Genomic DNA, 22,418 nt, shown 5'->3' on the forward strand with positions numbered 1-22,418 from the left:
CGCGTCATGCTCAGCGTAATACCAACGATAAGAGTGGGTCGTTCATGCCATTGCTTCTGATAATACTGCTCCCCTTGTTGGGCAGTCTGATGCCCCTGTTGGGCTCCAACGACAAGCGTGACACCTGCGCCCTGCTCACGGCATTGGCTCCGGCGATTGCCTTGAGCATCCTGCTGACCCAGGCAGGCAGTGTCCTCGACGGCGAGGTACTGCGCTTTTCGCTATCCTGGATCCCCGCACTCAATCTCGATCTGGCCTTGCGCCTGGATGGCCTGTCGCTGCTGTTCACCTTGTTGATCCTGGGTATCGGCCTGCTGATTATCCTCTATACGCGCTTCTACCTGTCGCCAGAGGACAGCATGCCGCGCTTCTATGCGTTTCTGATGCTGTTCATGACGGCCATGCTGGGCATCGTCATGGCGGACAATCTGATTTTGCTATGGATGTTCTGGGAGCTGACCAGTCTCACCTCATTCTTGCTGATCGGCTTCTGGTACACCCAGACCAACGCGCGACGTGGCGCGCGGGCCTCACTGACCGTGACCGCCCTGGGTGGACTCGCCTTGCTGGCAGGACTGCTGCTGATCGGCGATATCGTCGGCTCCTACGACATGCAGGTGGTACTGGATAGTCGCGAGACCATTCAGTACGATCCACGCTATGTACCGGCCGTGCTGCTGGTGCTGCTGGGTGCCTTCACCAAGTCGGCCCAATTCCCCTTCCAGTTCTGGCTGCCTCAGGCGATGGCCGCCCCGACCCCGGTCTCCGCCTTCCTGCATTCCGCCACCATGGTCAAGGCCGGGGTCTTTCTGCTGGCACGACTTCATCCGGCGCTGGCAGGCACGGATATCTGGCTCTACCTGGTCGGCCTGACAGGTCTGACGACCCTGATCTATGGCGCCTACTTCGCCATCATCAAGTACGACATCAAGGCGATCCTGGCCTACTCCACCGTCAGCCACCTGGGGCTTATCACCATGCTGTTCGGCTTCGATAGCCGCATGGCCGTGGTGGCCGGAGTCTTCCACATTCTCAACCACGCCCTGTTCAAGGCCTCTTTGTTCATGGTGGCGGGTATCGTGGACCACGAATGCGGCACTCGGGACATCCGCAAGCTCAAGGGCCTGTGGCGCTACATGCCGGTCACTACGCTACTGGCGACCCTGGGCTGCGCGTCCATGGCGGGGGTTCCGCTGCTCAACGGCTTTCTGTCCAAGGAGATGATGCTCGCTGAGTCCCTCGACACCCAGTTGCTGGGTGGGCTTTCCTGGCTGATACCGGCACTGGCGACGTTGGGTAGCGTGCTCTCCGTCACCTATGCGCTGCGCTTCGTACGCAATATCTTTTTCGACGGCCCGCCCCGGGAGGTGGCCAAGACGCCCCATGAACCGCCCTGGCTGATGCGCGCCCCGGCCATCCTGATGATATCGCTATGTGTGCTGATCGGGCTCTTACCGGCCATCACTGTGACGAGCTTGGTCTACGCCGCTGCCGATGCCGCGCTAATGGCCTCTCCGCCGGAGCTGCATCTTGCGATATGGCATGGCTTCAATCTGCCGCTCTTGATGAGCGCCATTGCCTTGTCTGGCGGTGTAGTCGTCTATTTGCTGCGTCAGCATCTGTTCAGCTTTCAGCGCCAGTTCGCTGCAATCGATCCCCTGTCGGTCTACGAAGGCTTCATGCAGGCGCTGGTCAAGGCCTTCCAATGGGGTCTAGAAGCCTTGGAGAATGGATCGTTGCAGCGTTACATGCTATGGCTGGTCATCGCGGTACTGGCCTTGGCCGGCAGCAGCTTGATGGAGGTCTCCGCACTTTACGGAGGCAAGGCATTACAGCCTCTTGATGGCATCTTGATCATCGGCGCCGCCATCACCATCTTCGCCGGGCTGGCCACGGCCTGTCTGCATCGTCGCCGGCTGATCTCGATCCTCATGCTATCGATCGTCGGCCTGATGACCTCGCTGATCTTCGCGCGTTTTTCGGCACCGGACCTGGCGCTCACCCAGCTGGCGGTCGAGGTGGTGACGATGATTCTGCTGATGCTGGCCCTGTTCTTCTTGCCCCAGCGCACCCCCAAGGAGTCCAACGGTCGACGCGTGGTGCGGGATGTGCTCGTGTGTACCGGCTTTGGCGGCATCATCGCCAGCCTCAATTACGCGGTACTCACGCGGCCGGTGTCATCGATTTCCGATTTCTTTCTCGAGAACAGCGTGCCCGGCGGCGGCGGCCACAATGTGGTCAACGTCATTCTGGTGGATTTCCGTGGCTTCGATACCCTGGGCGAGATTACCGTGCTGTGCATCGCCGGTATCGGCATCTACAAGCTGCTCAATCGTCTGCGTCTATTCATGCCCTCCAGTGATTTCGAAGGGCGACCCTGGTCGCCGGATCGCCACCCCATGATTCTGGCCACGGTATCCCAGTCGTTGATGCCGATGGCATTGCTGGTATCGGCATTCATCTTCCTTCGCGGCCATAACGCGCCGGGGGGCGGCTTCATCGCAGGTCTGGTAACGGCGGTCGTGCTGATCCTGCTATACATCACCCGCGGGGTCGAATGGACACAGCAACGCCTGGATTTCCAGTTTCAGCCGATTGCCGTGGTCGGTGTCGGTATCGCTGCCCTGACCGGTCTAGGCAGTTGGCTGTTCGGCTATCCTTTTTTGACCTCGAGCTACGGGCACTTCCATATTCCGCTGATCGGTGACGTGGAGCTGGCGACCGCCTTGCTCTTCGATCTAGGGGTCTATCTCACTGTCATCGGGGCGACGCTGATGATCCTGGCCAATCTGGGCAAGATCACCACGCCTCACCGACCCAGCAAGCAAAAGGAGCCCAGCTGATGGAAGCGCTTTACGCCACGATTACCGGTGTACTGGCAGCCTGCGGCCTTTTCTTGGCCCTGCGCGGACGAACCTTTCCCGTGGTGGTCGGACTGACGCTATTGTCCTATGCCGTCAACCTGTTCCTGTTCTCGACGGGGGGGCTGAACACGGACGCCGCCCCCGTCATCGATGATCACGGCGGTCAATATACCGACCCGCTTCCCCAGGCACTGGTGCTGACCGCCATCGTCATCGGCTTCGCCATGACCGCCTTCTCGGTCATCCTCGCCATTCGCGTGCGAGGTGAACTGGGCAGCGACGATGTCCACGCCGGTCGCACCAACGAGTCCCGGGAGAACAAGTCCTGATGCAGCACTTGCCCATCCTGCCCATCGTTCTGCCGTTATTCGCCGGCTTGCTGTTATTGCTCAATCGTGACGGTGCGACGCGTCCGCGACGTATTATCTCGCTGATTTCGACCTCGCTGCTGGTGGTGGTTGCCATCGCTCTGGTAGCCCAGGCGACGAATGGCGATATCCGCTACTATGCCCTTGGCGATTGGCAACCGCCTTTCGGCATCATCCTGGTGCTCGATCGTTTATCCGCCATGATGGTGCTGTTGACCTCGGTTCTGGCACTGGGAAGCGTGATCTATGCCTGTGCCGGAGAGGACGAAAAAGGCACGAACTATCACGGCCTCTTCCAGCTTCAACTGATGGGCATCAACGGTGCCTTTCTGACCGGCGATCTGTTCAACCTGTTCGTTTTCTTCGAGGTGCTGCTGATTGCCTCCTATGCCTTGCTGATGCACGGTGGCGGCAAGACGCGCATTCACGCCAGCTTTCATTACGTCGCGCTCAATCTGGCCAACTCGGCACTTTTCCTGCTGGCGGTCGGGACACTCTACGGTGCCACTGGCACCCTCAACATGGCCGACATGGCTTCGCGCATCGAGAATCTGGAGCCTGAACAGACGGAACTGGTCAAGGTCGGCGCCATGCTGTTACTGGTGGTCTTCGGACTCAAGGCTGCGATGCTACCGCTGTACTTCTGGCTACCACGCGCTTACGCGGCGGCGCCCGCACCGGTGGCGGCGCTGTTCGCCATCATGAGCAAGATCGGCATCTATGCCATCATCCGAGTCTATACCCTGATCTTCGGTCCCGATGCCGCCCCCTTGGACAACCTGGCCCAACCCTGGGTGTGGTGGCTCGGGCTGGCCACCCTGGTACTGGGCACTGTCGGTGTGATAGCCGCCCGGGACCTGCGCGGCCAAGTCGCCTACCTGATCATCATTTCCGTAGGGACACTGCTGGCTGGCATCGGCATGAATAGCCTCGCCGCCCAGAGTGCGCTGCTCTATTATTTACCCCATACCACGCTGGTCACCGGCGGCATGTTTCTGCTGGTCGACAGCATCGCGATGCAGCGTGGACAAGCCGGGGCACGCATCGTACGGTCCCGGGGCGTCAAGCAGGCTGCACCTCTGGGACTGTTCTTCTTCATTGGCGCCATGGCCGCCGCCGGTATGCCGCCGCTTTCCGGTGCCATCGGCAAGACGTTGCTGTTACAGGCGGCGACAGGACCGACCCAACAAGCTTGGCTTTGGGCCGCCCTATTGATTAGCGGGCTTGTTGCCATCGTCGCCATGAGCCGCGCTGGCTCGACGGTTTTTTGGCGGACCACTCCCAAGGATGAGGCATCCGTTCCGAATCTTGGTCCCTGGCGGGGTATCGCCATCGGACTGCTGATCGGCGCTTCGCCGGTATTGGCGCTACTGGCCGGGCCAGTGACCGAGTATGCCCAGGCTACCGCGGAACAGCTGGCCAACCATGACGCTTATATCCGCGCCATCATCGCGCCTCAGGAGACAGGAGAGATCCCATGATACGATCGCGTCGCTGGCTGCCCATGCCCATACTCTCTATCCTGTTGCTGGTAGTCTGGTTATTGCTGCAGCAAAGCATCGGCTTGGGTCACTGGTTGCTGGGCGGCGTGCTAGCGCTGTTGATTCCGCTGGCAGTGGCGCCCTTCTACGAGAACCCGCCGCTTCTCAAGCGTCCCGGATTGATGGCCCGCTACATTGTTCGCGTGCTCGGCGATATCATACTCGCCAACCTGCAGGTGTCCTGGATCATCCTCGATCCGCGAGGGCGTATGAACCCAGCCTTCATCGAGTACCCGCTGCAACTCACGCAGAATTTCCCCATCACGGTGCTGGCCAGCACCATCACCCTGACCCCGGGGACCGTATCAGCGCACTTGCGTATGAGCGGCAAGAGTCTGTTGATTCATGCCCTCGACGTGGACGATGTCGATGCGGTCATTCATGAAATCCACGAACGCTACGAGCGCCCACTGATGGAGATCTTCGAATGCTAGACGTCGCCTTGTGGACCAGCCTGGCGTTGTTCACGGCATCGGTGCTACTCACCCTTTATCGCGCCATCATCGGGCCTAGCCTGCCCGACCGGATCCTGGCTCTGGATACGATGTACATCAACTCCATCGGCCTGATCATCCTGTTCGGCATATGGATCAATTCCAAGATCTATTTCGAAGCCGCCTTGTTGATCGCCATGCTGGGTTTCATCAGTACGGTGGCGGTCTGCAAGTACTTACTGCGCGGCGATATCATCGAGTAAGGATCAAGCAGGAGACGCAATATGATCGGCTTCTACACCTTCATGGAGGGCGTGATCGCCTTCTTCCTTATCGCCGGCGGGCTGTTCGCTTTCATTGGCGCGTTAGGGATGACTCATCTCAAGGATTTCTACATGCGCCTGCATGGCCCGACCAAGACCTCGACGTTAGGCGTCGGCTGTGTGCTGATCGCATCCGCCTGCTATTTCAGCCTGGTGGATGGAGGCTTCAATGTGCAGGAATTGTTGATCACCATCTTTCTTTTCATCACCGCCCCAGTCTCGGCCCACCTATTGGCCAAGAGTGCGTTGCACCAGAAACTGCCGCATGATCCGCGCACTCAAGGCCACCCCGAGGAGCTCGACGAAGAAGAAGAAAATCCCAAGCCACAGCAGCGGTCCATTACCCCGCCACCGTCCTGATCCTCGTCAATCAGGATCAGCTCACCAGCCCTGGGTGTGTTGTTCGACCAGACTGGCGAACAAGGCGATGTGGTCGTCACGATCGTTGAGAGCCGGAATATAGCGGTAACGCTTGCCGCCGGCCTTCATGAAATTATCGCGGTTTTCCACCTCCAGCTCTTCCAGGGTTTCCAGACAGTCCGCGGAAAACGCCGGGCTCATGATATCGACATGCTCGACGCCCTGTTGCGGCAAAGCCATCAAGGTGTGATCAGTATAGGGTTTGAGCCACTCCTCACGGCCAAAGCGTGACTGGTAGGTCATTTGCCATTCGCCTTCCTCCAGACCCAGAGCCTCGGCCAATAGTCGGCTGGTGGTCTCGCAATGCCGTGGATAGGGGTCGCCATTGTCGGCATAGCGCTGTGGGATGCCATGATAGGACATCATCAGGCGTCCGCGCTGCTCATCGTGCTGCTGCCAGTGCTCGCGCACGCTATTGGCCAGCGCTTCGATATAAGCAGGGTGATCGTGATAATCCCGGATGAAACGCAGCTCCGGCAGATGCGGACAGGGCTTGAGCGCCTTGGCAAGACGATCGAACACCGCCGCGGTAGTGGAGCGTGAGAACTGAGGATACAGCGGTAATACCAGAATGCGCTCGACCCCCGCATCCCGCAGTCGCAACCCCGCCTCCTCCATGCTCGGCTGACCATAGGTCATGGCCAGCTCGACGGGAACGTTCTCGCCTAGGCGCTCAGCGAGTAGCGCCCTGAGTGCCTGCTGCTGGCGCCGGGCGATGACCAGTAAGGGCGAGCCACCTTCCTGCCACACCGCCGCGTAACCCTTGGCCACCTTGCTCGGCCGAAAGCGCAGAATCACCCCGTTGAGAATCAGCCACCACAACGGCCGCGAGACATCGACGACCCGCTCATCCCATAGGAATTCCGCCAGATAGCGCCGCACTGCCTCAGGGGTGGGGGCATCCGGCGTACCCAGATTGGCCAGCAATACGCCGAAACGAGGGGTGGACATCTGCTTTCTCCTGACCTTGATTGGAAAACGAAAAGGTTAACCGCACCCTATCGCGATGAAGAATGGCACTATACTATCAGATAGTTTTGTATAACTTATGGTCAATTCATGTCCAAGCCACTGGTTCTCGTGCTCGGCGATCAATTAAGCCTTGAGTTGCCAACCCTCCGCGACGCGACGAACGATGCCGTGATTGCACTCTGCGAGGTAACGGAAGAAGGCCGTTATGTTCCTCATCACCCTCAGAAGATCGCTCTGATCTTCGCTGCCATGCGGCACTTCGCACAGCAGCTACGTGACAAGGGTCGACAGGTTCATTACAGCGCGCTGGACGACGATGATAACTGCCAGGACCTGCTCGATGAAGCCGAGCGGCTGGCCACTCTCTACACCTGCGATGAGATACGCGTCGTTCGCCCCGGAGAATGGCGCTTATGGAAGCGGATAGCGAATCGCAAGGCGAACTGGACGATCATCGAGGATGATCGCTTCTTCTGTCCGTTAGCGGATTTCGCCACCTGGGCAAAGGACCGCAAACAACCGCGCATGGAAAATTTCTATCGTCAGATGCGCCGGCGCACCGGCCTATTGATGGAAGACGACGAACCTGCCGGTGGGCAATGGAATTTCGATCACGACAATCGCCAACCCATTGATCGCCATATCGATGTTCCTGCCTTGCCCCGTCATCGTCACGACGATACGACTCGTCGGGTGCTCGCTCTGGTCGAAAGTCACTTCAGCGAACATTTTGGCTCGCTGGAAGGCTTCAACTGGCCCGTAACACGACGCCAAGCGTTGGCCGATCTACGCCACTTCATCGATCACCGCCTACCGGATTTCGGTCGCTATCAGGATGCCATCAGCGACACGCAGCCCTATCTTTTTCATGCTCGTCTTTCGGCGGCCATGAACATCGGTCTACTCGGGCCCCGGGAAGTCTGCGAGGCGGCCGAGGCAGCCTATTACCAAGGAGACGCGCCGATCAATGCAGTGGAGGGATTCATACGTCAGATACTCGGCTGGCGCGAGTATGTACGAGGCATCTACTGGCTGAAGATGCCCGACTACAAATGCGAAAATCATCTGAATGCCAAGCGTGATCTGCCCGCCTTCTACTGGACTGGTGACACCGACCTGCACTGTCTCAAACGCGCCTTGGAGATGACCCACGACAACGCCTACGCGCACCATATTCAGCGCCTGATGGTCACCGGTAACTTCGCCCTGTTGTGCGGCGTCAAGCCGGAGGCATTATGCGACTGGTATCTGGCGGTGTATGCCGACGCTTTCGAGTGGGTCGAGCTACCCAATACCCTGGGCATGGTACTGCATGCCGATGGCGGTTTGATGGGATCGAAACCCTATTGCGCCTCGGGCAAGTATATCGACCGCATGTCGGATCATTGCAGCCAGTGCCGCTATGACGTCAAAAAGGTGACCGGTGAGAACGCCTGCCCCTTCAATAGCCTGTATTGGAATTTTCTCGAAGAACACGCGGAGCGTCTGGAAAAGAATCACCGCATGAAACTGATCTACGGCTCGCTCCGGCGCATGAGCGACGACAAGCGAACGGCGATGCGCGATCAGGCACGGCGGTTCCTGAAAAGTCTCGACTGGGAACCGGCCTACGGTCAGGGCGATCACCTGGAGGGCTATCGTCGTTCGGACTCACGGCAACGGCAGTAAGAGAACGTCAGCGGATTAGAACACCAAGGGGATATAGGAACTCAGAGGGTCATGATAGTGAGGTGCGCGACCGATCATTTCATCGTTGGCCACGAACTGCACCAGATAAGCACGATGGATACCGGCACGCTTGAGCTCGAGATAGACATCATCCAGAGCGCGAAACAGCATCGGTTTGCCACGCTGAGTCAATGAAGCTCGCTCGCCTTCCATGTCTTCGAGTTCGACCTGATAGCAACGACTGCCCGCATGGCCGATCACGCGGATCTCGAAATTGTCGTGATGGCGTGCGTAACGTTTCAGTTCTTGAAGTTCCATGCCCCCTCCCGGTCAATGAATGGAATGCGGCAACCCGCACCCCCAGGCATCCAGCCTGATCCGCGCCTATTACGATTTCATTAACTCAAGAAGGTTCAACGACAACCGAAGTCTGCCAGCGCAGACTCACTCTGACTGATAGTTCGATGGATCGATCGCCACGCCCAACGAGTTGCGATCCACCCAATTGCCCGCCTTGGTCTCCTTATAGCGAAACACCACTCGATCACCGGTGGTTACCGGCAGCTCCCTATCCTCGGTCTGGTAACTATAGGACGTACCATCGACGACCAGATGATAGCGATACAGGTCCGGCATACCCAGCCATTCCTTGAAGGGACCTTCGCGGTCCACGCTCTCAAGCACACCTCGCGCCTCGAGCTTGGGAAGACGTTTACGATTGCCGCGTCGAAAGCCACTTGCCATGGGGTCATTTCCTCTATTCGCCAAAATGCTGTCCGTAGCTGTCCGGAGCCAGATCCTCGAAGCGCGTGTACTTGCCGATAAAGGCCATGTGTACGGTACCGATGGGTCCGTTACGCTGTTTACCAATGATCAACTCGGCCAACCCCTTATTATCCGGGTTATCCGTATTGTAGACCTCATCACGATAAACGAAGGCAATGACGTCTGCATCCTGTTCAATGGCGCCAGATTCGCGAAGATCCGACATCACCGGACGCTTGTTAGGGCGCTGCTCCAGAGAGCGGTTGAGCTGTGACAGGGCGATGACCGGACAACCGAACTCCTTGGCCAGCCCCTTGAGTGAGCGGGAGATCTCCGAGATCTCGCCGGTGCGGTTCTCGGAAAAGCCAGGTATCTGCATCAATTGCAGATAGTCGATCATGATCAGGCCCAGATTGCCTTGCTCGCGCACCACGCGCCGAATACGCGACCGCATCTCGTTGGGCGACAGTGCCGCGGTATCGTCGATGAAAAGCTGCTTGTCCTTGAGCAGATTGACCACCGAGGTCAAGCGGGGCCAGTCTTCGTCCTCGAGCTGACCGGTTCGCATCCGGGTCTGATCGATGCGGCCCAGGGATGACAACATCCGCAACATGAGCGAATCCGCGGGCATCTCCATGGAAAACACCATCACCGGCTTGTCACTGGAAATGACCGCGTGCTCCACCAGATTCATGGCAAAGGTGGTCTTGCCCATGGAAGGACGCCCCGCGATGATCACCAGATCCGAGGGCTGCAGGCCCGAGGTCATGTCGTCGAGATCACGAAAACCCGAGGACAGACCGGTCATCTGGCCCTGCATGTTGAACAATTCGTCGATACGATCGACCGCCTTGGACAGCAGCTGACTCATGCCGACGGGACCACCGGATTTGGGCCGCGATTCGCTGATCTGAAAGACCAAACGCTCGGCTTCATTGACCAGCTCATCCGAGGGCCTTCCCTGAGGGCTGAAGGCCCCTTCGGCGATCTGGTTGGCAGCCTGGATCAGCTTGCGCAGCGTTGCTCGCTCGCGAACGATGTCGGCATAGGCGCGGATGTTGCCTGCCGACGGCGTATTGCGAGCCAGCTCGGCCAGATAGGCTAGCCCCCCGACGGTGTCGAGTTGATCACGACTCTCCAGTGCTTCGGACAGAGTCACCACATCGAGAGGATGCGCAGACTCTGCCAGTTGAATCATGGCATTGAACACAAGACGATGTTCGTAGCGATAGAAATCATCCGCCACCAGCCGTTCGGAAACGGTATCCCAGGCATCGTTGTCGAGCATCAATCCGCCCAGTACCGACTGCTCCGCCTCGAGCGAGTGTGGCGGCACCTTGAGCGCCGCGGTTTCTTGATCGAGTTCGCGAGTGTCACTCATTGAATGTTCCGCAGGATTGGATCGATGTAGTGCTCGTCACGCATTCTACCCATAAAAAAACGCGGCAGACGAGCTGCCGCGTTTCGATACATTCATATCGTATTTACTCGGCGACCACGACCACGCGAATGGTGGCATTGACCTCGGCATGCAGATGCAACTGGACATCGTATTCGCCAGTGGCGCGAATCGGTCCTTCCGGCATGCGAACCTCACTCTTGGAGACCTCGATACCGGCCTGATAGAGCGCATCCGCCAGATCACGGGGACCGATCGACCCGAACAGCTTGCCCTCATCACCGGCCTTGGCGACCAACGACAACTCGATGTCGTTGAGCTGTTCGGCACGATTTTCGGCTTCGCTCTTGCGCTCTGCCGCCTGCGCTTCGAGCTCGGCACGCTGGGCTTCGAATGCTTGCACATTTTCCTTGGTTGCCGGTACGGCATGGCCGTAAGGCACCAGATAGTTACGACCATAACCGGGCTTGACGGTGACCTTGTCACCCAGCGCACCCAGCTTACCGATGTTGTCGAGCAGAATGACTTCCATCTCGTTAACCTCTTGTCATTGGCTGCGGGCCATGCGTCCGCGAAAATCCGCGAAGGTATCGATGAAACCCAGCAGCAGCACAATCAAAATCATGGGCCATGTCGTCAGCAGCAGTATATAGAACGCTACCAGCCATAGCCTGTTCATGCCCTTGAAACCAATAAAGCCGTGTATCAGCGCGACGCCGCTCACCAATAGCGGTACCCAGGCCAGCATGGCGAGTGCGGGTAATGACAGCACCATGCCAATCACGCCCAGGCCAACCAGTAACGCCAGTTCCTTGCCTGTGAGTCGCAGCGCATGGAACTCGCTGCGAAAGCCACCGGGATTGTATAAACCCGCTTGCCAGCTGCGCGCCAGCGCGAGACATGCCACCGCAGCCAACAATACGATCAATCCCGTCACGCCACCGATCAGCAGGCCGGCCAATTGCTCGGTCGCCACGCCTTGTTCGTTGAGTTGCCCCAACATGCGCTCGATTTCCGGCGAGCTCTGGCGTAGCTGTTCAAGCAATGGGCCCGCCCCGCCGGGCGGCAAGAAGATTCCCAGTTGAATCATCACCGCGCCCGCCAGGGCGCCTAGGATCAGCGCCTCACTCCAGCGAAGGCGAGCACGCAGCACAGTGGCCATCAAGGTCACCAGCAACAGGCTCGACAAGGGAATGACATCCCCTTGGCTCCACCACCAGCCGGCAGGCACCGCAGCCGCGATAATCACCAGAAGCGCCGAACTCAAGCCAAGACGCAAGGTGACGAGAGCAGCCACCGCAGCACTGAACCAGAACAGCCACGGCACGATTGCAGCTAGAGCGGCGGCACCTGCAGCCTGGGGTGTTCCGCGCATTACCCAGCGGGCCAGGGGAAGCATCACGCTATCGTCTTATTGGTGGCTATCGGTATAGGGCAGTAGCGACAGATAACGAGCGCGCTTGATGGCAGTCGAGAGCTGACGCTGGTAGCGCGCTCGTGTGCCGGTGATACGGCTCGGAACGATCTTGCCGGTTTCCGTGATATAGGCCTTGAGCGTATCGATATCCTTGTAATCGATGTACTTCACGCCTTCTGCGGTAAAACGGCAGAACTTACGGCGACGGAAAAAACGTGCCATGAATCATCCTCCTGGAAATGCGGATCACTGGGCGTCGGCGGTTTGCGGACGCTCTGAGCTGTCTTCGGAACGCTCGGAGCCATCTCCAGAACGCTCAGAACCGTCCGAACGATCGCCACGAGGCTTGTCGGAACGATCTTCACGACGCGGGCGCCTATCGTCGGCGGGCTTCATCATCGGTGAGGCTTCGGTGACAGCTTCCTTGCAGCGCACGACCAGGCTACGAATGATCGCATCGTTGAAGCGGAAGATGTTCTCGAGCTCGTCGAGAGTCTCACCGCGGCACTCGATGTTCATCAGCACGTAGTGGGCTTTGTGGATCTTGTTGATCGGATAGGCCAGATGACGGCGGCCCCAATCCTCAAGACGATGGACGGTTCCGCCGTTTTCGGTGACGAGGCCAGTGTAGCGCTCGACCATCGCGGATACCTGCTCGCTCTGGTCCGGATGGACCATGAAGACGATTTCGTAATGACGCATGGACTCTCCTTACGGTTTGACAGCTTCCTAGGGGCAGGGAAATCCCACCGCGGGAAGCAAGGAGTCGTGGTTTACGGGTAGAGGGTGTTCGAAGAACCGCGTTATTGTAGTGATCGCCCTCTCATCTTGCAAGAAAAGGCCAGAGCGCGTTTTTCACGTGGACCTCCTTGTCACTCGTTGTCAGCGTCGTTGGCGCACTGCTTCGAAAAGACAGATGCCGGTCGCCACCGACACATTGAGACTGGAGACACTGCCCGCCATGGGCAGCTTGATCAGAGCATCGCAGGCTTCCCGGGTCAGGCGCCTCAGCCCTTTACCCTCGGCTCCCATGACCAGCGCACAGGGTCCGGTCAGATCGATCTCGAACAGACTCACCTCGGCTTCGCCGGCGGTACCGCTCAACCAGACGCCAGCCTCCTTGAGCCTCGCCATGGCCCGGGCCAGATTGACGACCTGATAGACCGGCACATTCTCCGCCGCGCCGCAGGCCACCTTGCGCACCACGGCGTTGAGAGGTGCCGACTTGTCCTTGGGCAGAATGACACCGTGGACGCCTGCTGCATCGGCACTGCGCAGGCAGGCACCGAGATTATGCACATCGGTCACACCATCGAGAATCAGCAACAACGGTGGCTCCCGATGTGGCCAACCATTGAGCCGCAACATCAGCTCTTCTTCGCTGTGCGCCATGAGCGGCTTGCAAAAGGCAATGATTCCTTGATGGGCGCCGCCCTGAGCGATCTCGTCCAGCACCTCCCGGGGTCGAGGCATCAGACGAGCCCCGCTACCACGCGCTTTTTCAATCACCGCCGCAAGACGTGTTTCCGCCGGGCCTTCCTGCACCCAAAGTTCACGCGGGGCTTCGCCATTCTCGAACAAGGCCTCCACGGCATGTATACCGAACACGGCGTCCAGGCCGCTGGGCTTGGCCATTCCCGCTTTATACCCCACCCCGCGACCACCACGGGAAGGCCTGTGACGTGGTCCATGCGAACGCTGCGAACCACCACGACTCACGATTTACCCCCCGAAGACTTGCGCCCGCCACGCCGGTTACGGTTAGATGTGCTCCCACCACCCTTGTCACGCTCCTTATCGCGTTCTTGCTTGCCCGGACGCGGCTTGCGCTTGCTCGGTTTCTTTTGACCCGCCCCTTTATCATTCTTGGCGGCAGAGGCCCCCGAAAAACCCGCCTTGGGCTTGCGCGGTTGACGCTGCTTGCGGGGCATGTCGTCAACCAGCTCAAAATCGATCTTGCGGTCATCGAGATCGACTCGCGCTACCTGAACGGTGACTCCATCGCCCAGGCGGTAGGCGATTCCACCACGCTCGCCCTTGAGGCGATGCTTTTCGGGCTCGTAGTGGTAGTAATCCGAGGGTAGTGAAGTGACGTGCACCAAGCCTTCGACATAGACGTCATCGAGACGCACGAAAATACCGAATCCGGTGACCGAGGCAATGGAGCCTTCGAAGACCTCGCCCACTTTGTCGGACATGAATTCGCATTTGAGCCAGTCCGCGACGTCCCGGGTCGCATCATCGGCACGGCGCTCGGTCATCGAGCAATGCTCGCCCAATTCAACCATCTGCTCGAAGGTATAGGGGCACCATTGGCTAGGTTTTTCCACCGGCGCACCTTCGACCCGCTGGACGGTCGCCGTCTTGCGCGGGCCGCGAATCACCGAGCGAATCGCGCGGTGCACCAGCAGGTCCGGGTAGCGCCGGATCGGTGAGGTAAAGTGGGCGTAGGCCTGATAGGCCAAACCGAAGTGCCCCTCATTTTGCGGCGAATAGACGGCCTGGTTCATCGAACGCAACATCACCGTCTGGATGATGTCCGCATCCGGTCGATCCTTGATCACCTCGCGCAGCGCCTGATAATCCTGGGGCGTCGGCTCGTCCCCGCCGCCCAGGGACAGGCCCAGCTCATTGAGGAACAGCCGCAGCTTGTCGAGACGCTCCGGCGACGGTGGCTGGTGAATGCGATACAGTGCCGGCAGATCGTGCTTGTCGAGGAAGCGCGCAGTGGCCACATTGGCCGCCAGCATACATTCTTCGATCAGCTTGTGGGCGTCGTTGCGCGAGCGCGGCACGATGGCCTCGATCTTGCGTTCCGCGTTGAACAGGATTTCCGTTTCAGTGGTCTCGAAATCGATGGCGCCGCGTTCTGTCCGCGATTGACGCAATATCTTGTACAGCGCGTGCAGGCTTTTCAGCGACGGAAGTAATGAGCGGTAGCGCTCACACAGCGCTTGACCCTCGGCGCTATCCGGCGACTCGAGCATTTCACCTACCTGGGTGTAGGTCAGTCGGGCATGAGAGCGGATGACCGCCTCATAGAACTTGTAGCGACTGATCATGCCGGTCTTGGAAATGTTCATCTCGCAGACCAGGGTCAGGCGATCGACCTCGGGGTTCAGCGAACACAGGCCGTTGGAGAGTAGCTCCGGCAGCATAGGCACCACCTGGCCTGGGAAATAGACCGAGTTGCCGCGTGTGTGACCTTCCCGATCCAGCGCCGAACCAATGCTGACATAATGAGAGACATCGGCGATGGCAACCAATAGCTTCCAACTACCCGACTTGGTCTTCCAGGCACAGACCGCGTCATCGAAGTCCTTGGCGTCCTCACCGTCGATAGTGACCATGGGGGTGTCGCGCAGGTCGATGCGGTGCTGCTTGTCGGCCTCGGCTACTTCCGCCGATATAGCGGCGATCTCCTCTTCGACCTCCGGGGGAAAGTCCGCGGGTATATCGTAACTGCGAATGGCGATCTCGATCTCCATCCCCGGGTCCATGCGCTCACCCAACACCTCGACGACCTCCCCCACCGGCTGCATTCGAGTCTCCGGCTGCTGGGTGATCTTGACCGAAACGACCTGTCCGTCCTTGGCGCCACCCGTGGCCTTGTTGGGAATGATCACCTCGAGCGGGATACGTGCATTTTCCGGGATCAATACGCTGAATTCGCTGGAACGCTCACGATAGATCCCGACCAGTGTCTGGGTATTACGCGCCAATATCTCGACGATAGTCGCTTCGTCGCGCCCACGTCGATCACGGCCACTGATGCGGGTCAACACATGATCGCCATGGAAGACGCGGCGCATCTGACGTGGTGGCATTACCAGATCGGGCTTCTTGCCATCATCGCGTATCAGGAAACCAAAGCCATCGCGATGGCCCAGTACCCTTCCTTTGATCAGATCGAGCTTGTCGATCAGCGCATAGGCGTTGCGCCGGTTTCGCAGCACCTGGCCATCCCGTTCCATGGCCGCCAGGCGGCGGCGCACGGCTTCCATCTGATCCTCATCCTCCAGGCCCAACATGCGGCTCATGTTCTCATGAGTGATGGGTTTGCCATACTCTTCGAGCCGGGCCAACAGGTATTCCCGGCTGGGCACTGGCCGGTCGTATTTATGCGCTTCGCGTTCCGCTTGTGGGTCGTCGCTCAACGTCCAATGATTCATGAATGAAGCTTCCTTGAAAAGAAATGGGCGTGCGGCAGCAGGCGCGAGGCAATGTAGTGATAAGTTGTCATGGGCGCAGTATAGCGCTGCGCGGGAAACGACCCAACCATCCTGCTTAACGACCTCGCATCGCGACGCTGAAACGACGTTTTCCTGCTTGCATTCCGATGCGAAATCGGTAAGATGCGTGACCACTTGCCCGGGTGGCGGAATTGGTAGACGCGCTAGCTTCAGGTGCTAGTATCCCTACGGATGTGGAGGTTCAAGTCCTCTCCCGGGCACCACAAAAAATGACTGCAGCACAAGTAACGATGATGCGCCCAGGTGGCGGAATTGGTAGACGCGCTAGCTTCAGGTGCTAGTATCCTTACGGATGTGGAGGTTCAAGTCCTCTCCTGGGCACCACACGCATCGCATCATCAAGTCCTGTTAGTCACTCCCTCGCAGCATCCTCATAGCCTACCTTGCCAATATCCTTATTTCGTTACGCATCAATAGCGTGACGGCAAACTGGCGACCGCCTCCAGCGCCCAACCCTGCTTACGTATTCCGCTTTCCAGATATGACTCGGCGTCATCCGGCAGCAGGTTGAAGAAGTCCAGCCCGGTGCGTGCCTCGATTTCATCGATACTCACCAGATAGCGATCCAGCGGTTCGTTTCCTTTCACCGTCTGAGGCATGAGAAATGCCAGCACCCTGGGTTGCTCGCTCGGCACGACAACGATCTTGTAGAACGCCTGAGGCACCTCGACCAGACCGACCCGATTGAAGACATTGTCCAGCCAGTCGACGGTAAAAACGGGGCCGGTGATGACTTCGACGACTCCGAAGCGCGGCACAAAGTGATCGATGATCACCTCTTCGAGGCGTTGCCAGAGCTTGCGGTTCAAGTCCGGTCGCTGAGGCGAGATATTCGACATCAGGAAAGTCTCGGCCTGGGCGTTGCGCCCATGCACCGCGGCGATGGCGTAGTTGGGTGCTAGATGGCCTCGATCGTAGCCGCTACCGAAATAACTTTCCGGCGCGATAGGCCAGAGGGTGCGCCAGTCGCGGCGGAAATTCGGCCGTGGCCCGCTACGAGGATCATCGACTTCCCGTAGCCGATAGCTCACCCATAAAGGGTTTACCCGCACATCCGACCAACCGATCAGTGTGCCGTCGTTACGCAGGACACGATGAAAATTGGTAAAACCGAGGCTGTCCCAGGTGGGTACGCCCATCCAGCTCAGTCGATCTCGAACATCCTGCTCCTGCCAATACCACAGGCCAGTGGCGGCTAATACGAACAGTAGTGAGACACCCAGGTTTCGCATCTGACGGCGTACAAATGGAAAAGACAACAGCATCGATCGCTTATTCAAATTTTATAAACAACAAGTCAGGCTTTTCCAAATACAGAAAGCATCCTTACACCTCATGATCGTCACGAGCGAAGACAAGGCAAGGCGAAATTCATCGAGTAAGCGTAGTTTACAAGGCGTAAATGAGCATTACGACCGGGCTCGCGCACGAGATGAATTTCAACGCAGTATTGTCGAGCGCAGTAGATCAGGAACGAAACCTAAAGACCGACGCTGAACATGGTCTCCAGATCATGCCGGGAATGGACCTGCATGGCATTCAGCGTCTCGGTCTCGCTAATGCCTTCGACACGCATGAGCCGCTCGGTGACCAATTCCGCCAGGCTTTCGAAGTCACTGGTCCGGGCAATGGCGACCAGATCGTAACGCCCGCAGGTTGAGTAGACTTCACTGATACCCTCGACCTCGGCTAGACGTTGAGCAACGGGCTTGATCTGACCTTTTTCCGCATTGATTAGAATCACCGCGTTTTGCATGGGACGACTCCTCATTAGGCTACTGGTTTGCTCGGCTGCTAGCTTGCCCGGCTTCTCAAAAAGGCCCGCCCTGGAGGGCCTGACACGATTTCGCCATGCAGTATATCAGCTATTCATAAAGCTGAAGCAGTCCAACCCGCATCGAAATGTAACGAGTCATTCGGGCCGGTGCTGTCGCTCAAGATCAAGCAGCTGTCGTTTGATGGCTTCGCCACCAACGTAGCTGCCGATGCCATCGGCGGCTACGACTCGATGACAGGGAATCAAGATCGGCAATGGATTGGCTGCCGTGGCACTGCTGATGGCGATGGCCGCCTTGTCATTCCCCAGACGATGAGCCAGATCCCCGTAGGTCCGGGTCTGTCCGTAAGGGATGCGCATCACCGCAGACCAAGTCTCACGCTGGGATTCGCTACCCCCCGGTGCGATATCGGCATCGAAATGCCGCCGCCGCCCCTCGAGATAGGCCAATAGCTCATCGCGGCTGCTTGCGAAAGCATCGTCGTCGCGTTGCCACTCATCCGTCTTGAGTGACGGTTGCTCACCCTCGAGAAAGCATAAGTGATGCAACCCCATCTCATCACCGGCCAACAGTAGCTCCCCCAACGGGCTGGAAAAAATCGTGTAATACATAGTCGTCACCTCAGCAGGACAACCTAGGCCTCATTCACGCGACCAATTGCCGCAATCACAACTCTCAAGAAATTAGTGAATGCTGCCGGCATCGGCTAGGATGGAAGCATCGGAACGTGGCGTTTCGATCTGTTGCAAGCATGGCAGCTTATTGCAACAGTGCAAACCAGAGGCGAAAAAACGCCCAAGCACCGTGACTTACACATGAAAAAATCAAGGAGATACCATGGCTCAACAAAGTCGCCGTGAGTTCATGCGCCATAGTCTACTCGGCCTCGCCGCTCTTCCTCTGGGAGTCGGCATTCTCTCCCAGCGGGCCTTTGCCCAGGAGTTGGAGCCGCTCGATCCTGAGAACCCCCAGGCAAAAGCGTTGAATTACGTCAAGAAAGCCGAGGAGGCAAGCGATCATCCGGCCTACGAGGAAGGCGAATTATGCTCCAACTGCATGTTCTTCCAGGAAGCCAATAACGGTTGCCAGTTGTTCCCGCAAAATAGCGTCGAACCAAACGGCTGGTGCCAATCCTGGACCAAGCAGGCCTGATCCTTTGCCAGCAATTGCCAATGAAACGCGCCGATTTTGTTCGGCGCGTTTCATTGTGTCGGCAGCACATGATGTGCAATAGAGGATGCAGGTGTTGATCGCCAGCTATTTTTCGCTTGCTTTCTCGGGTAGCGGCCACTGATAACGCCGCACGATATCGTCGTCCTCCAATGAGGCCAGCTTGACCGGAAAGCCCCAAAGGTGATGCAAATGACGCATCACCGGATAGACGCTCTTGGCCAGCGGCCGACGTCGATCCTGAACATGATGCAGCGTCAATGAGCGATCGCCACGGATATCCGCTTTCCAGACTTGAATATTGGGTTCGCGTACCGACAGCGCATACTGCACCGAGAGGGCTTCGCGAATGCGCTGATAGCCTCGTTCGTCATGGATGGCATCGATCGTCAACAGCTCTTCGCTGTCGTCATCGATCAGAGAAAACAGCTTCAAATCGCGAATCACCTTGGGCGACAGGAACTGCTGTACGAAGGATTCATCCTTGAAATTGCGCATGGCGAAATGAAGGGTATCGAGCCAGTCGCTGCCGGCGATATCCGGAAACCACTCGCGATCCTCGTCGGTGGGCGCTTCGCAAATACGCCGGATATCGCTGAACATGGCAAACCCCAGCGCGTAGGGGTTGATGCCACTGTAGTGCGGACTATCGAACCCCGGCTGGTTGACCACCGCGGTGTGCGACTGGAGAAATTCGAGGATCAATCCTTCATCGACCAGCCCTTCATCGAACAGCCGATTCATCAGAGTGTAATGCCAGAAAGTGGCCCAGCCTTCGTTCATCACCTGGGTTTGGCGCTGGGGATAGAAATACTGCGCCAGTTTACGCACGATGCGTACGATTTCACGCTGCCACGGCGCCAGCAACGGGGCATTCTTCTCGATGAAGTAGAGCAGGTTCTCCTGAGGCTCTTCCGGATACCGGCCTTGCTGATGCAAGCCCAAGGGATCCTCGTCGTCGTCCACCAAGGGCGTATCCAACGCCTGGGAGAGAGGAATCGTGCGCCACAGCATGTTGACCTGGGATTGCAAATACTCCTCGCGCTCGGTCTGGCGCCGAGCCTCCTCCTCGGCAGAGATTGGTGATGGCCGCTTGTAGCGGTCGACGCCATAGTTCTGTAGCGCATGACAGGCATCCAGCAACTGCTCTACCGCCGCTACGCCATAACGCTCCTCGCATTCCGCAACGTACTTGCGTGCAAAGACCAGGTAGTCGACGATCGCCGAAGCATCGGTCCAGGTACGAAATAGATAATTACCTTTAAAAAAGGAGTTATGGCCATAGCAGGCATGCGCCATGACCAACACCTGCATCATCAGGGTATTTTCTTCCATCAGATAGGCGATACAGGGATCGGAGTTGATCACCAGCTCGTAGGCCAGCCCCATCTGTCCCCGCCGGTAGGCTTGCTCGACGGAAAGGAATTGCTTGCCGAAGGACCAGTGATGATAGCCCACCGGCATGCCGACGCTGGCGTAGGCGTCCATCATCTGTTCCGAGGTAATGATCTCGATCTGATTGGGATAGATATCCAGGCGATACTCATCCGCAAGGCGCGCGATCTCACGCTCATAGTCGGTGAGTATCTCGAAGTTCCAATCGGAACCGGTGGCGATAGGGGTTCGTAACGTCATACTGCCTCCTGCCATCCGCTATGAATCTATCAATCGCCCACCATCGGCTGCCGCTTTCGAGGCTCACGCCTCGGCGCGGCGGCGAAACAGTTCGCGGAACACAGGATAGATATCCCCCGGCTCGACGATCTGGCGCATGGCGAAGCGTTCGGGGAAATCGTCCTGCACACTCTCGTACTCTTCCCACAATGCCTGGTGCGCGTGGGGAGTGATCTCGACATAGGTGTAATACTGCAGGCGTGGCATCAGCGATTTGACCAGTAACTGCCTACAGGTGGTGGAGTCATCATCCCAGTTGTCACCATCCGAAGCCTGAGCGACATAGAGATTCCATTGCGCCGCCGGGTAACGCTTGGTGATGATCTCATCGACCAGGGTCAGCGCACTGGAGACGATGGTGCCGCCGGTCTCCCGAGAATAGAAGAACTCCTCCTCGTCGACCTCCTTGGCGGCGGTATGGTGGCGCACGAAGACCAGCTCCACCTTCTCGTAGTTGCGCTCGAGAAATAGGTAGAGCAACAAGAAGAATCGCTTGGCAATGTCCTTGTGGGATTGGGTCATCGACCCGGATACATCCATGATACAGAACATCACCGCCTTGTTGGACGGCTGCGGCTGATTGACCAGATGGTTGTAACGCAGGTCATAGGTATCGATGAAGGGCACCGACTCGAGCCGCTTTTCGAGACGCTCGATCTCGGCCTTCAATTCGGTGATACGCGAGGGATTGCGAAGCACCGGATCCTTGCGCTCTTCCGTCTCCAAGGCTTCGATCGCCTCGCGCAGGGCACGACGGATAGGCGCACGCATGGCGATACGACGGGCCTGAGCCTCGCGCATGGAGCGCACGATGTTGATTCGAGAGGGCACACCATCCTTCGAGATGCCAGCACGAACTGGACGCACTTCCTCGAGATCGACCAGTTGCTTGCGTTCGAGATGCGGTAGCTCCAGACCATCGAATACGAACTCGAGAAACTCCTCCCGAGTCAACGAGAAGGCGAATTCGTCCATGCCTTCCCCCTGGTCGGAGGCACTTCCCTCCCCGGCGCCTCCGCCACCCCCGCCACTGGGTCGGCGCAGACGATCGCCCTCGACGAACTCACGGTTACCAGGGCTGACGATGGTGCGCTCGCCACCCGGACCATGCTGAAACACCGGCTCGGAGATATCCCGAGACGGAATCGACACCTTCTCACCGCGTTCCATGTCGGTAATCGAGCGGCGATTGACCGCCTCTTCCACCGAACGTTTTATATGGGTGCGATAGCGGTCGAGGAATCGCTGTCGATTCACCGCGCTCTTGTGCCGAGCGTTGAGTCGACGGTCGATAAAGTAGCTCATTTTTTTCCTCCCTGCGCGGACTGCGCGCCCCGGCAAGCAGGAGGATATCGCCTGCTTGCCGGGCAGC

Annotated in this window: 23 protein-coding genes and 2 tRNA genes; 10 read left to right on the forward strand and 15 right to left on the reverse strand. The window is 58.2% G+C overall.

Annotated elements, in window-relative coordinates; all coding sequences use genetic code 11:
- Window positions 1-44 precede the first annotated feature (44 nt).
- From ACPF7Z_RS00485 to ACPF7Z_RS00510, 6 genes are read left to right on the forward strand one after another with little or no spacing between them, the layout of a single operon-like run.
- Window positions 45-2,843 carry a monovalent cation/H+ antiporter subunit A gene (locus tag ACPF7Z_RS00485; protein ID WP_425191197.1) on the forward strand — a complete coding sequence of 933 codons (2,799 nt, stop codon included), beginning with the start codon at window positions 45-47 and terminating at the stop codon, window positions 2,841-2,843.
- Window positions 2,843-3,193 carry a Na+/H+ antiporter subunit C gene (locus ACPF7Z_RS00490; protein ID WP_425191198.1) on the forward strand — a complete coding sequence of 117 codons (351 nt, stop codon included), beginning with the start codon at window positions 2,843-2,845 and terminating at the stop codon, window positions 3,191-3,193. The genes ACPF7Z_RS00485 and ACPF7Z_RS00490 overlap by 1 nt, the downstream gene beginning before the upstream one ends.
- The gene (locus ACPF7Z_RS00495; protein WP_425191353.1) at window positions 3,190-4,713 is read left to right on the forward strand and encodes a monovalent cation/H+ antiporter subunit D; all 1,524 of its coding nucleotides are present in this window, start codon (window positions 3,190-3,192) and stop codon (window positions 4,711-4,713) included. Before ACPF7Z_RS00490 ends, ACPF7Z_RS00495 begins: the two co-directional genes overlap by 4 nt.
- A complete protein-coding gene (locus tag ACPF7Z_RS00500; protein WP_425191199.1) occupies window positions 4,710-5,207 on the forward strand; it encodes a Na+/H+ antiporter subunit E in 498 nt (165 codons plus the stop codon). The genes ACPF7Z_RS00495 and ACPF7Z_RS00500 overlap by 4 nt, the downstream gene beginning before the upstream one ends.
- Window positions 5,201-5,470, forward strand: a complete 270-nt coding sequence (locus ACPF7Z_RS00505; protein ID WP_425191200.1) for a K+/H+ antiporter subunit F — start codon at window positions 5,201-5,203, stop codon at window positions 5,468-5,470. The genes ACPF7Z_RS00500 and ACPF7Z_RS00505 overlap by 7 nt, the downstream gene beginning before the upstream one ends.
- Before the next feature lie 21 nt (window positions 5,471-5,491).
- A complete protein-coding gene (locus tag ACPF7Z_RS00510; RefSeq protein ID WP_425191201.1) occupies window positions 5,492-5,890 on the forward strand; it encodes a Na+/H+ antiporter subunit G in 399 nt (132 codons plus the stop codon).
- Window positions 5,891-5,911: 21 nt separating this feature from the next.
- Here ACPF7Z_RS00510 and hemH read toward each other — a convergent pair whose 3' ends face one another.
- Window positions 5,912-6,901 carry a ferrochelatase gene (gene hemH / locus ACPF7Z_RS00515; protein ID WP_425191202.1) on the reverse strand — a complete coding sequence of 330 codons (990 nt, stop codon included), beginning with the start codon at window positions 6,899-6,901 and terminating at the stop codon, window positions 5,912-5,914.
- Between the two features lie 108 nt (window positions 6,902-7,009).
- Here hemH and ACPF7Z_RS00520 point away from each other — a divergent pair, with 108 nt between their 5' ends.
- The gene (locus tag ACPF7Z_RS00520; RefSeq protein WP_425191203.1) at window positions 7,010-8,590 is read left to right on the forward strand and encodes a cryptochrome/photolyase family protein; all 1,581 of its coding nucleotides are present in this window, start codon (window positions 7,010-7,012) and stop codon (window positions 8,588-8,590) included.
- A gap of 15 nt (window positions 8,591-8,605) precedes the next feature.
- On the opposite strand, the gene ACPF7Z_RS00525 is transcribed toward ACPF7Z_RS00520, so the two are convergent.
- The 9 genes from ACPF7Z_RS00525 to rnr all read right to left on the reverse strand — a co-directional run bounded on the left by ACPF7Z_RS00525 (window position 8,606) and on the right by rnr (window position 16,343).
- The gene (locus tag ACPF7Z_RS00525) at window positions 8,606-8,908 is read right to left on the reverse strand and encodes a DUF6482 family protein (RefSeq protein WP_425191204.1); all 303 of its coding nucleotides are present in this window, start codon (window positions 8,906-8,908) and stop codon (window positions 8,606-8,608) included.
- Window positions 8,909-9,034: 126 nt separating this feature from the next.
- Window positions 9,035-9,334, reverse strand: coding sequence for a hypothetical protein (locus ACPF7Z_RS00530; protein ID WP_425191205.1), 300 nt, complete (start codon window positions 9,332-9,334; stop codon window positions 9,035-9,037).
- Window positions 9,335-9,347: 13 nt separating this feature from the next.
- Window positions 9,348-10,736 (reverse strand): replicative DNA helicase, encoded by a 1,389-nt coding sequence (dnaB, locus tag ACPF7Z_RS00535; protein ID WP_425191206.1) that lies wholly within the window; start codon window positions 10,734-10,736, stop codon window positions 9,348-9,350.
- Window positions 10,737-10,839: 103 nt separating this feature from the next.
- On the reverse strand, window positions 10,840-11,286 hold the full coding sequence (gene rplI, locus ACPF7Z_RS00540; RefSeq protein WP_425191207.1) for a 50S ribosomal protein L9: 447 nt from the start codon (window positions 11,284-11,286) through the stop codon (window positions 10,840-10,842).
- Between the two features lie 15 nt (window positions 11,287-11,301).
- A complete protein-coding gene (locus ACPF7Z_RS00545) occupies window positions 11,302-12,153 on the reverse strand; it encodes a hypothetical protein (RefSeq protein ID WP_425191208.1) in 852 nt (283 codons plus the stop codon).
- Window positions 12,154-12,165: 12 nt separating this feature from the next.
- Window positions 12,166-12,393, reverse strand: coding sequence for a 30S ribosomal protein S18 (gene rpsR, locus ACPF7Z_RS00550; RefSeq protein ID WP_072819725.1), 228 nt, complete (start codon window positions 12,391-12,393; stop codon window positions 12,166-12,168).
- 24 nt (window positions 12,394-12,417) lie between these two features.
- On the reverse strand, window positions 12,418-12,873 hold the full coding sequence (gene rpsF, locus ACPF7Z_RS00555) for a 30S ribosomal protein S6 (RefSeq protein WP_425191209.1): 456 nt from the start codon (window positions 12,871-12,873) through the stop codon (window positions 12,418-12,420).
- 180 nt (window positions 12,874-13,053) lie between these two features.
- On the reverse strand, window positions 13,054-13,806 hold the full coding sequence (gene rlmB / locus ACPF7Z_RS00560; RefSeq protein ID WP_425191210.1) for a 23S rRNA (guanosine(2251)-2'-O)-methyltransferase RlmB: 753 nt from the start codon (window positions 13,804-13,806) through the stop codon (window positions 13,054-13,056).
- A gap of 80 nt (window positions 13,807-13,886) precedes the next feature.
- The gene (gene rnr / locus ACPF7Z_RS00565) at window positions 13,887-16,343 is read right to left on the reverse strand and encodes a ribonuclease R (protein WP_425191211.1); all 2,457 of its coding nucleotides are present in this window, start codon (window positions 16,341-16,343) and stop codon (window positions 13,887-13,889) included.
- A 197-nt stretch (window positions 16,344-16,540) separates the two neighbouring features.
- Here rnr and ACPF7Z_RS00570 point away from each other — a divergent pair.
- Together ACPF7Z_RS00570 and ACPF7Z_RS00575 are read left to right on the forward strand one after the other, a co-directional pair.
- Window positions 16,541-16,627, forward strand: a tRNA-Leu gene (locus tag ACPF7Z_RS00570).
- Between the two features lie 34 nt (window positions 16,628-16,661).
- Window positions 16,662-16,748, forward strand: a tRNA-Leu gene (locus tag ACPF7Z_RS00575).
- Window positions 16,749-16,834: 86 nt separating this feature from the next.
- On the opposite strand, the gene ACPF7Z_RS00580 is transcribed toward ACPF7Z_RS00575, so the two are convergent.
- From ACPF7Z_RS00580 to ACPF7Z_RS00590, 3 genes are all read right to left on the reverse strand, one after another.
- Window positions 16,835-17,689: a DNA/RNA non-specific endonuclease gene (locus ACPF7Z_RS00580; RefSeq protein ID WP_425191212.1), complete on the reverse strand. Its 855-nt coding sequence runs from the start codon at window positions 17,687-17,689 to the stop codon at window positions 16,835-16,837.
- Window positions 17,690-17,904: 215 nt separating this feature from the next.
- Entirely contained in the window at window positions 17,905-18,180 is a 276-nt protein-coding gene (locus ACPF7Z_RS00585; protein ID WP_425191213.1) for an Lrp/AsnC family transcriptional regulator, read from the reverse strand.
- 156 nt (window positions 18,181-18,336) lie between these two features.
- Window positions 18,337-18,813, reverse strand: a complete 477-nt coding sequence (locus ACPF7Z_RS00590; RefSeq protein WP_425191214.1) for a methylated-DNA--[protein]-cysteine S-methyltransferase — start codon at window positions 18,811-18,813, stop codon at window positions 18,337-18,339.
- Window positions 18,814-19,039: 226 nt separating this feature from the next.
- Between ACPF7Z_RS00590 and ACPF7Z_RS00595 the strand changes: the two genes are divergently transcribed.
- On the forward strand, window positions 19,040-19,354 hold the full coding sequence (locus ACPF7Z_RS00595; RefSeq protein ID WP_425191215.1) for a high-potential iron-sulfur protein: 315 nt from the start codon (window positions 19,040-19,042) through the stop codon (window positions 19,352-19,354).
- A 105-nt stretch (window positions 19,355-19,459) separates the two neighbouring features.
- Here ACPF7Z_RS00595 and ACPF7Z_RS00600 read toward each other — a convergent pair whose 3' ends face one another.
- Both ACPF7Z_RS00600 and ACPF7Z_RS00605 read right to left on the reverse strand, forming a co-directional pair.
- Complete coding sequence (locus ACPF7Z_RS00600) at window positions 19,460-21,007, reverse strand: SpoVR family protein (RefSeq protein ID WP_425191216.1); 1,548 nt, start codon at window positions 21,005-21,007, stop codon at window positions 19,460-19,462.
- Window positions 21,008-21,070: 63 nt separating this feature from the next.
- On the reverse strand, window positions 21,071-22,351 hold the full coding sequence (locus ACPF7Z_RS00605) for a YeaH/YhbH family protein (protein WP_425191217.1): 1,281 nt from the start codon (window positions 22,349-22,351) through the stop codon (window positions 21,071-21,073).
- Window positions 22,352-22,418: the final 67 nt, after the last annotated feature.

Source organism: Halomonas sp. GXIMD04776, from assembly GCF_049808615.1.
Lineage (GTDB): Bacteria > Pseudomonadota > Gammaproteobacteria > Pseudomonadales > Halomonadaceae > Modicisalibacter.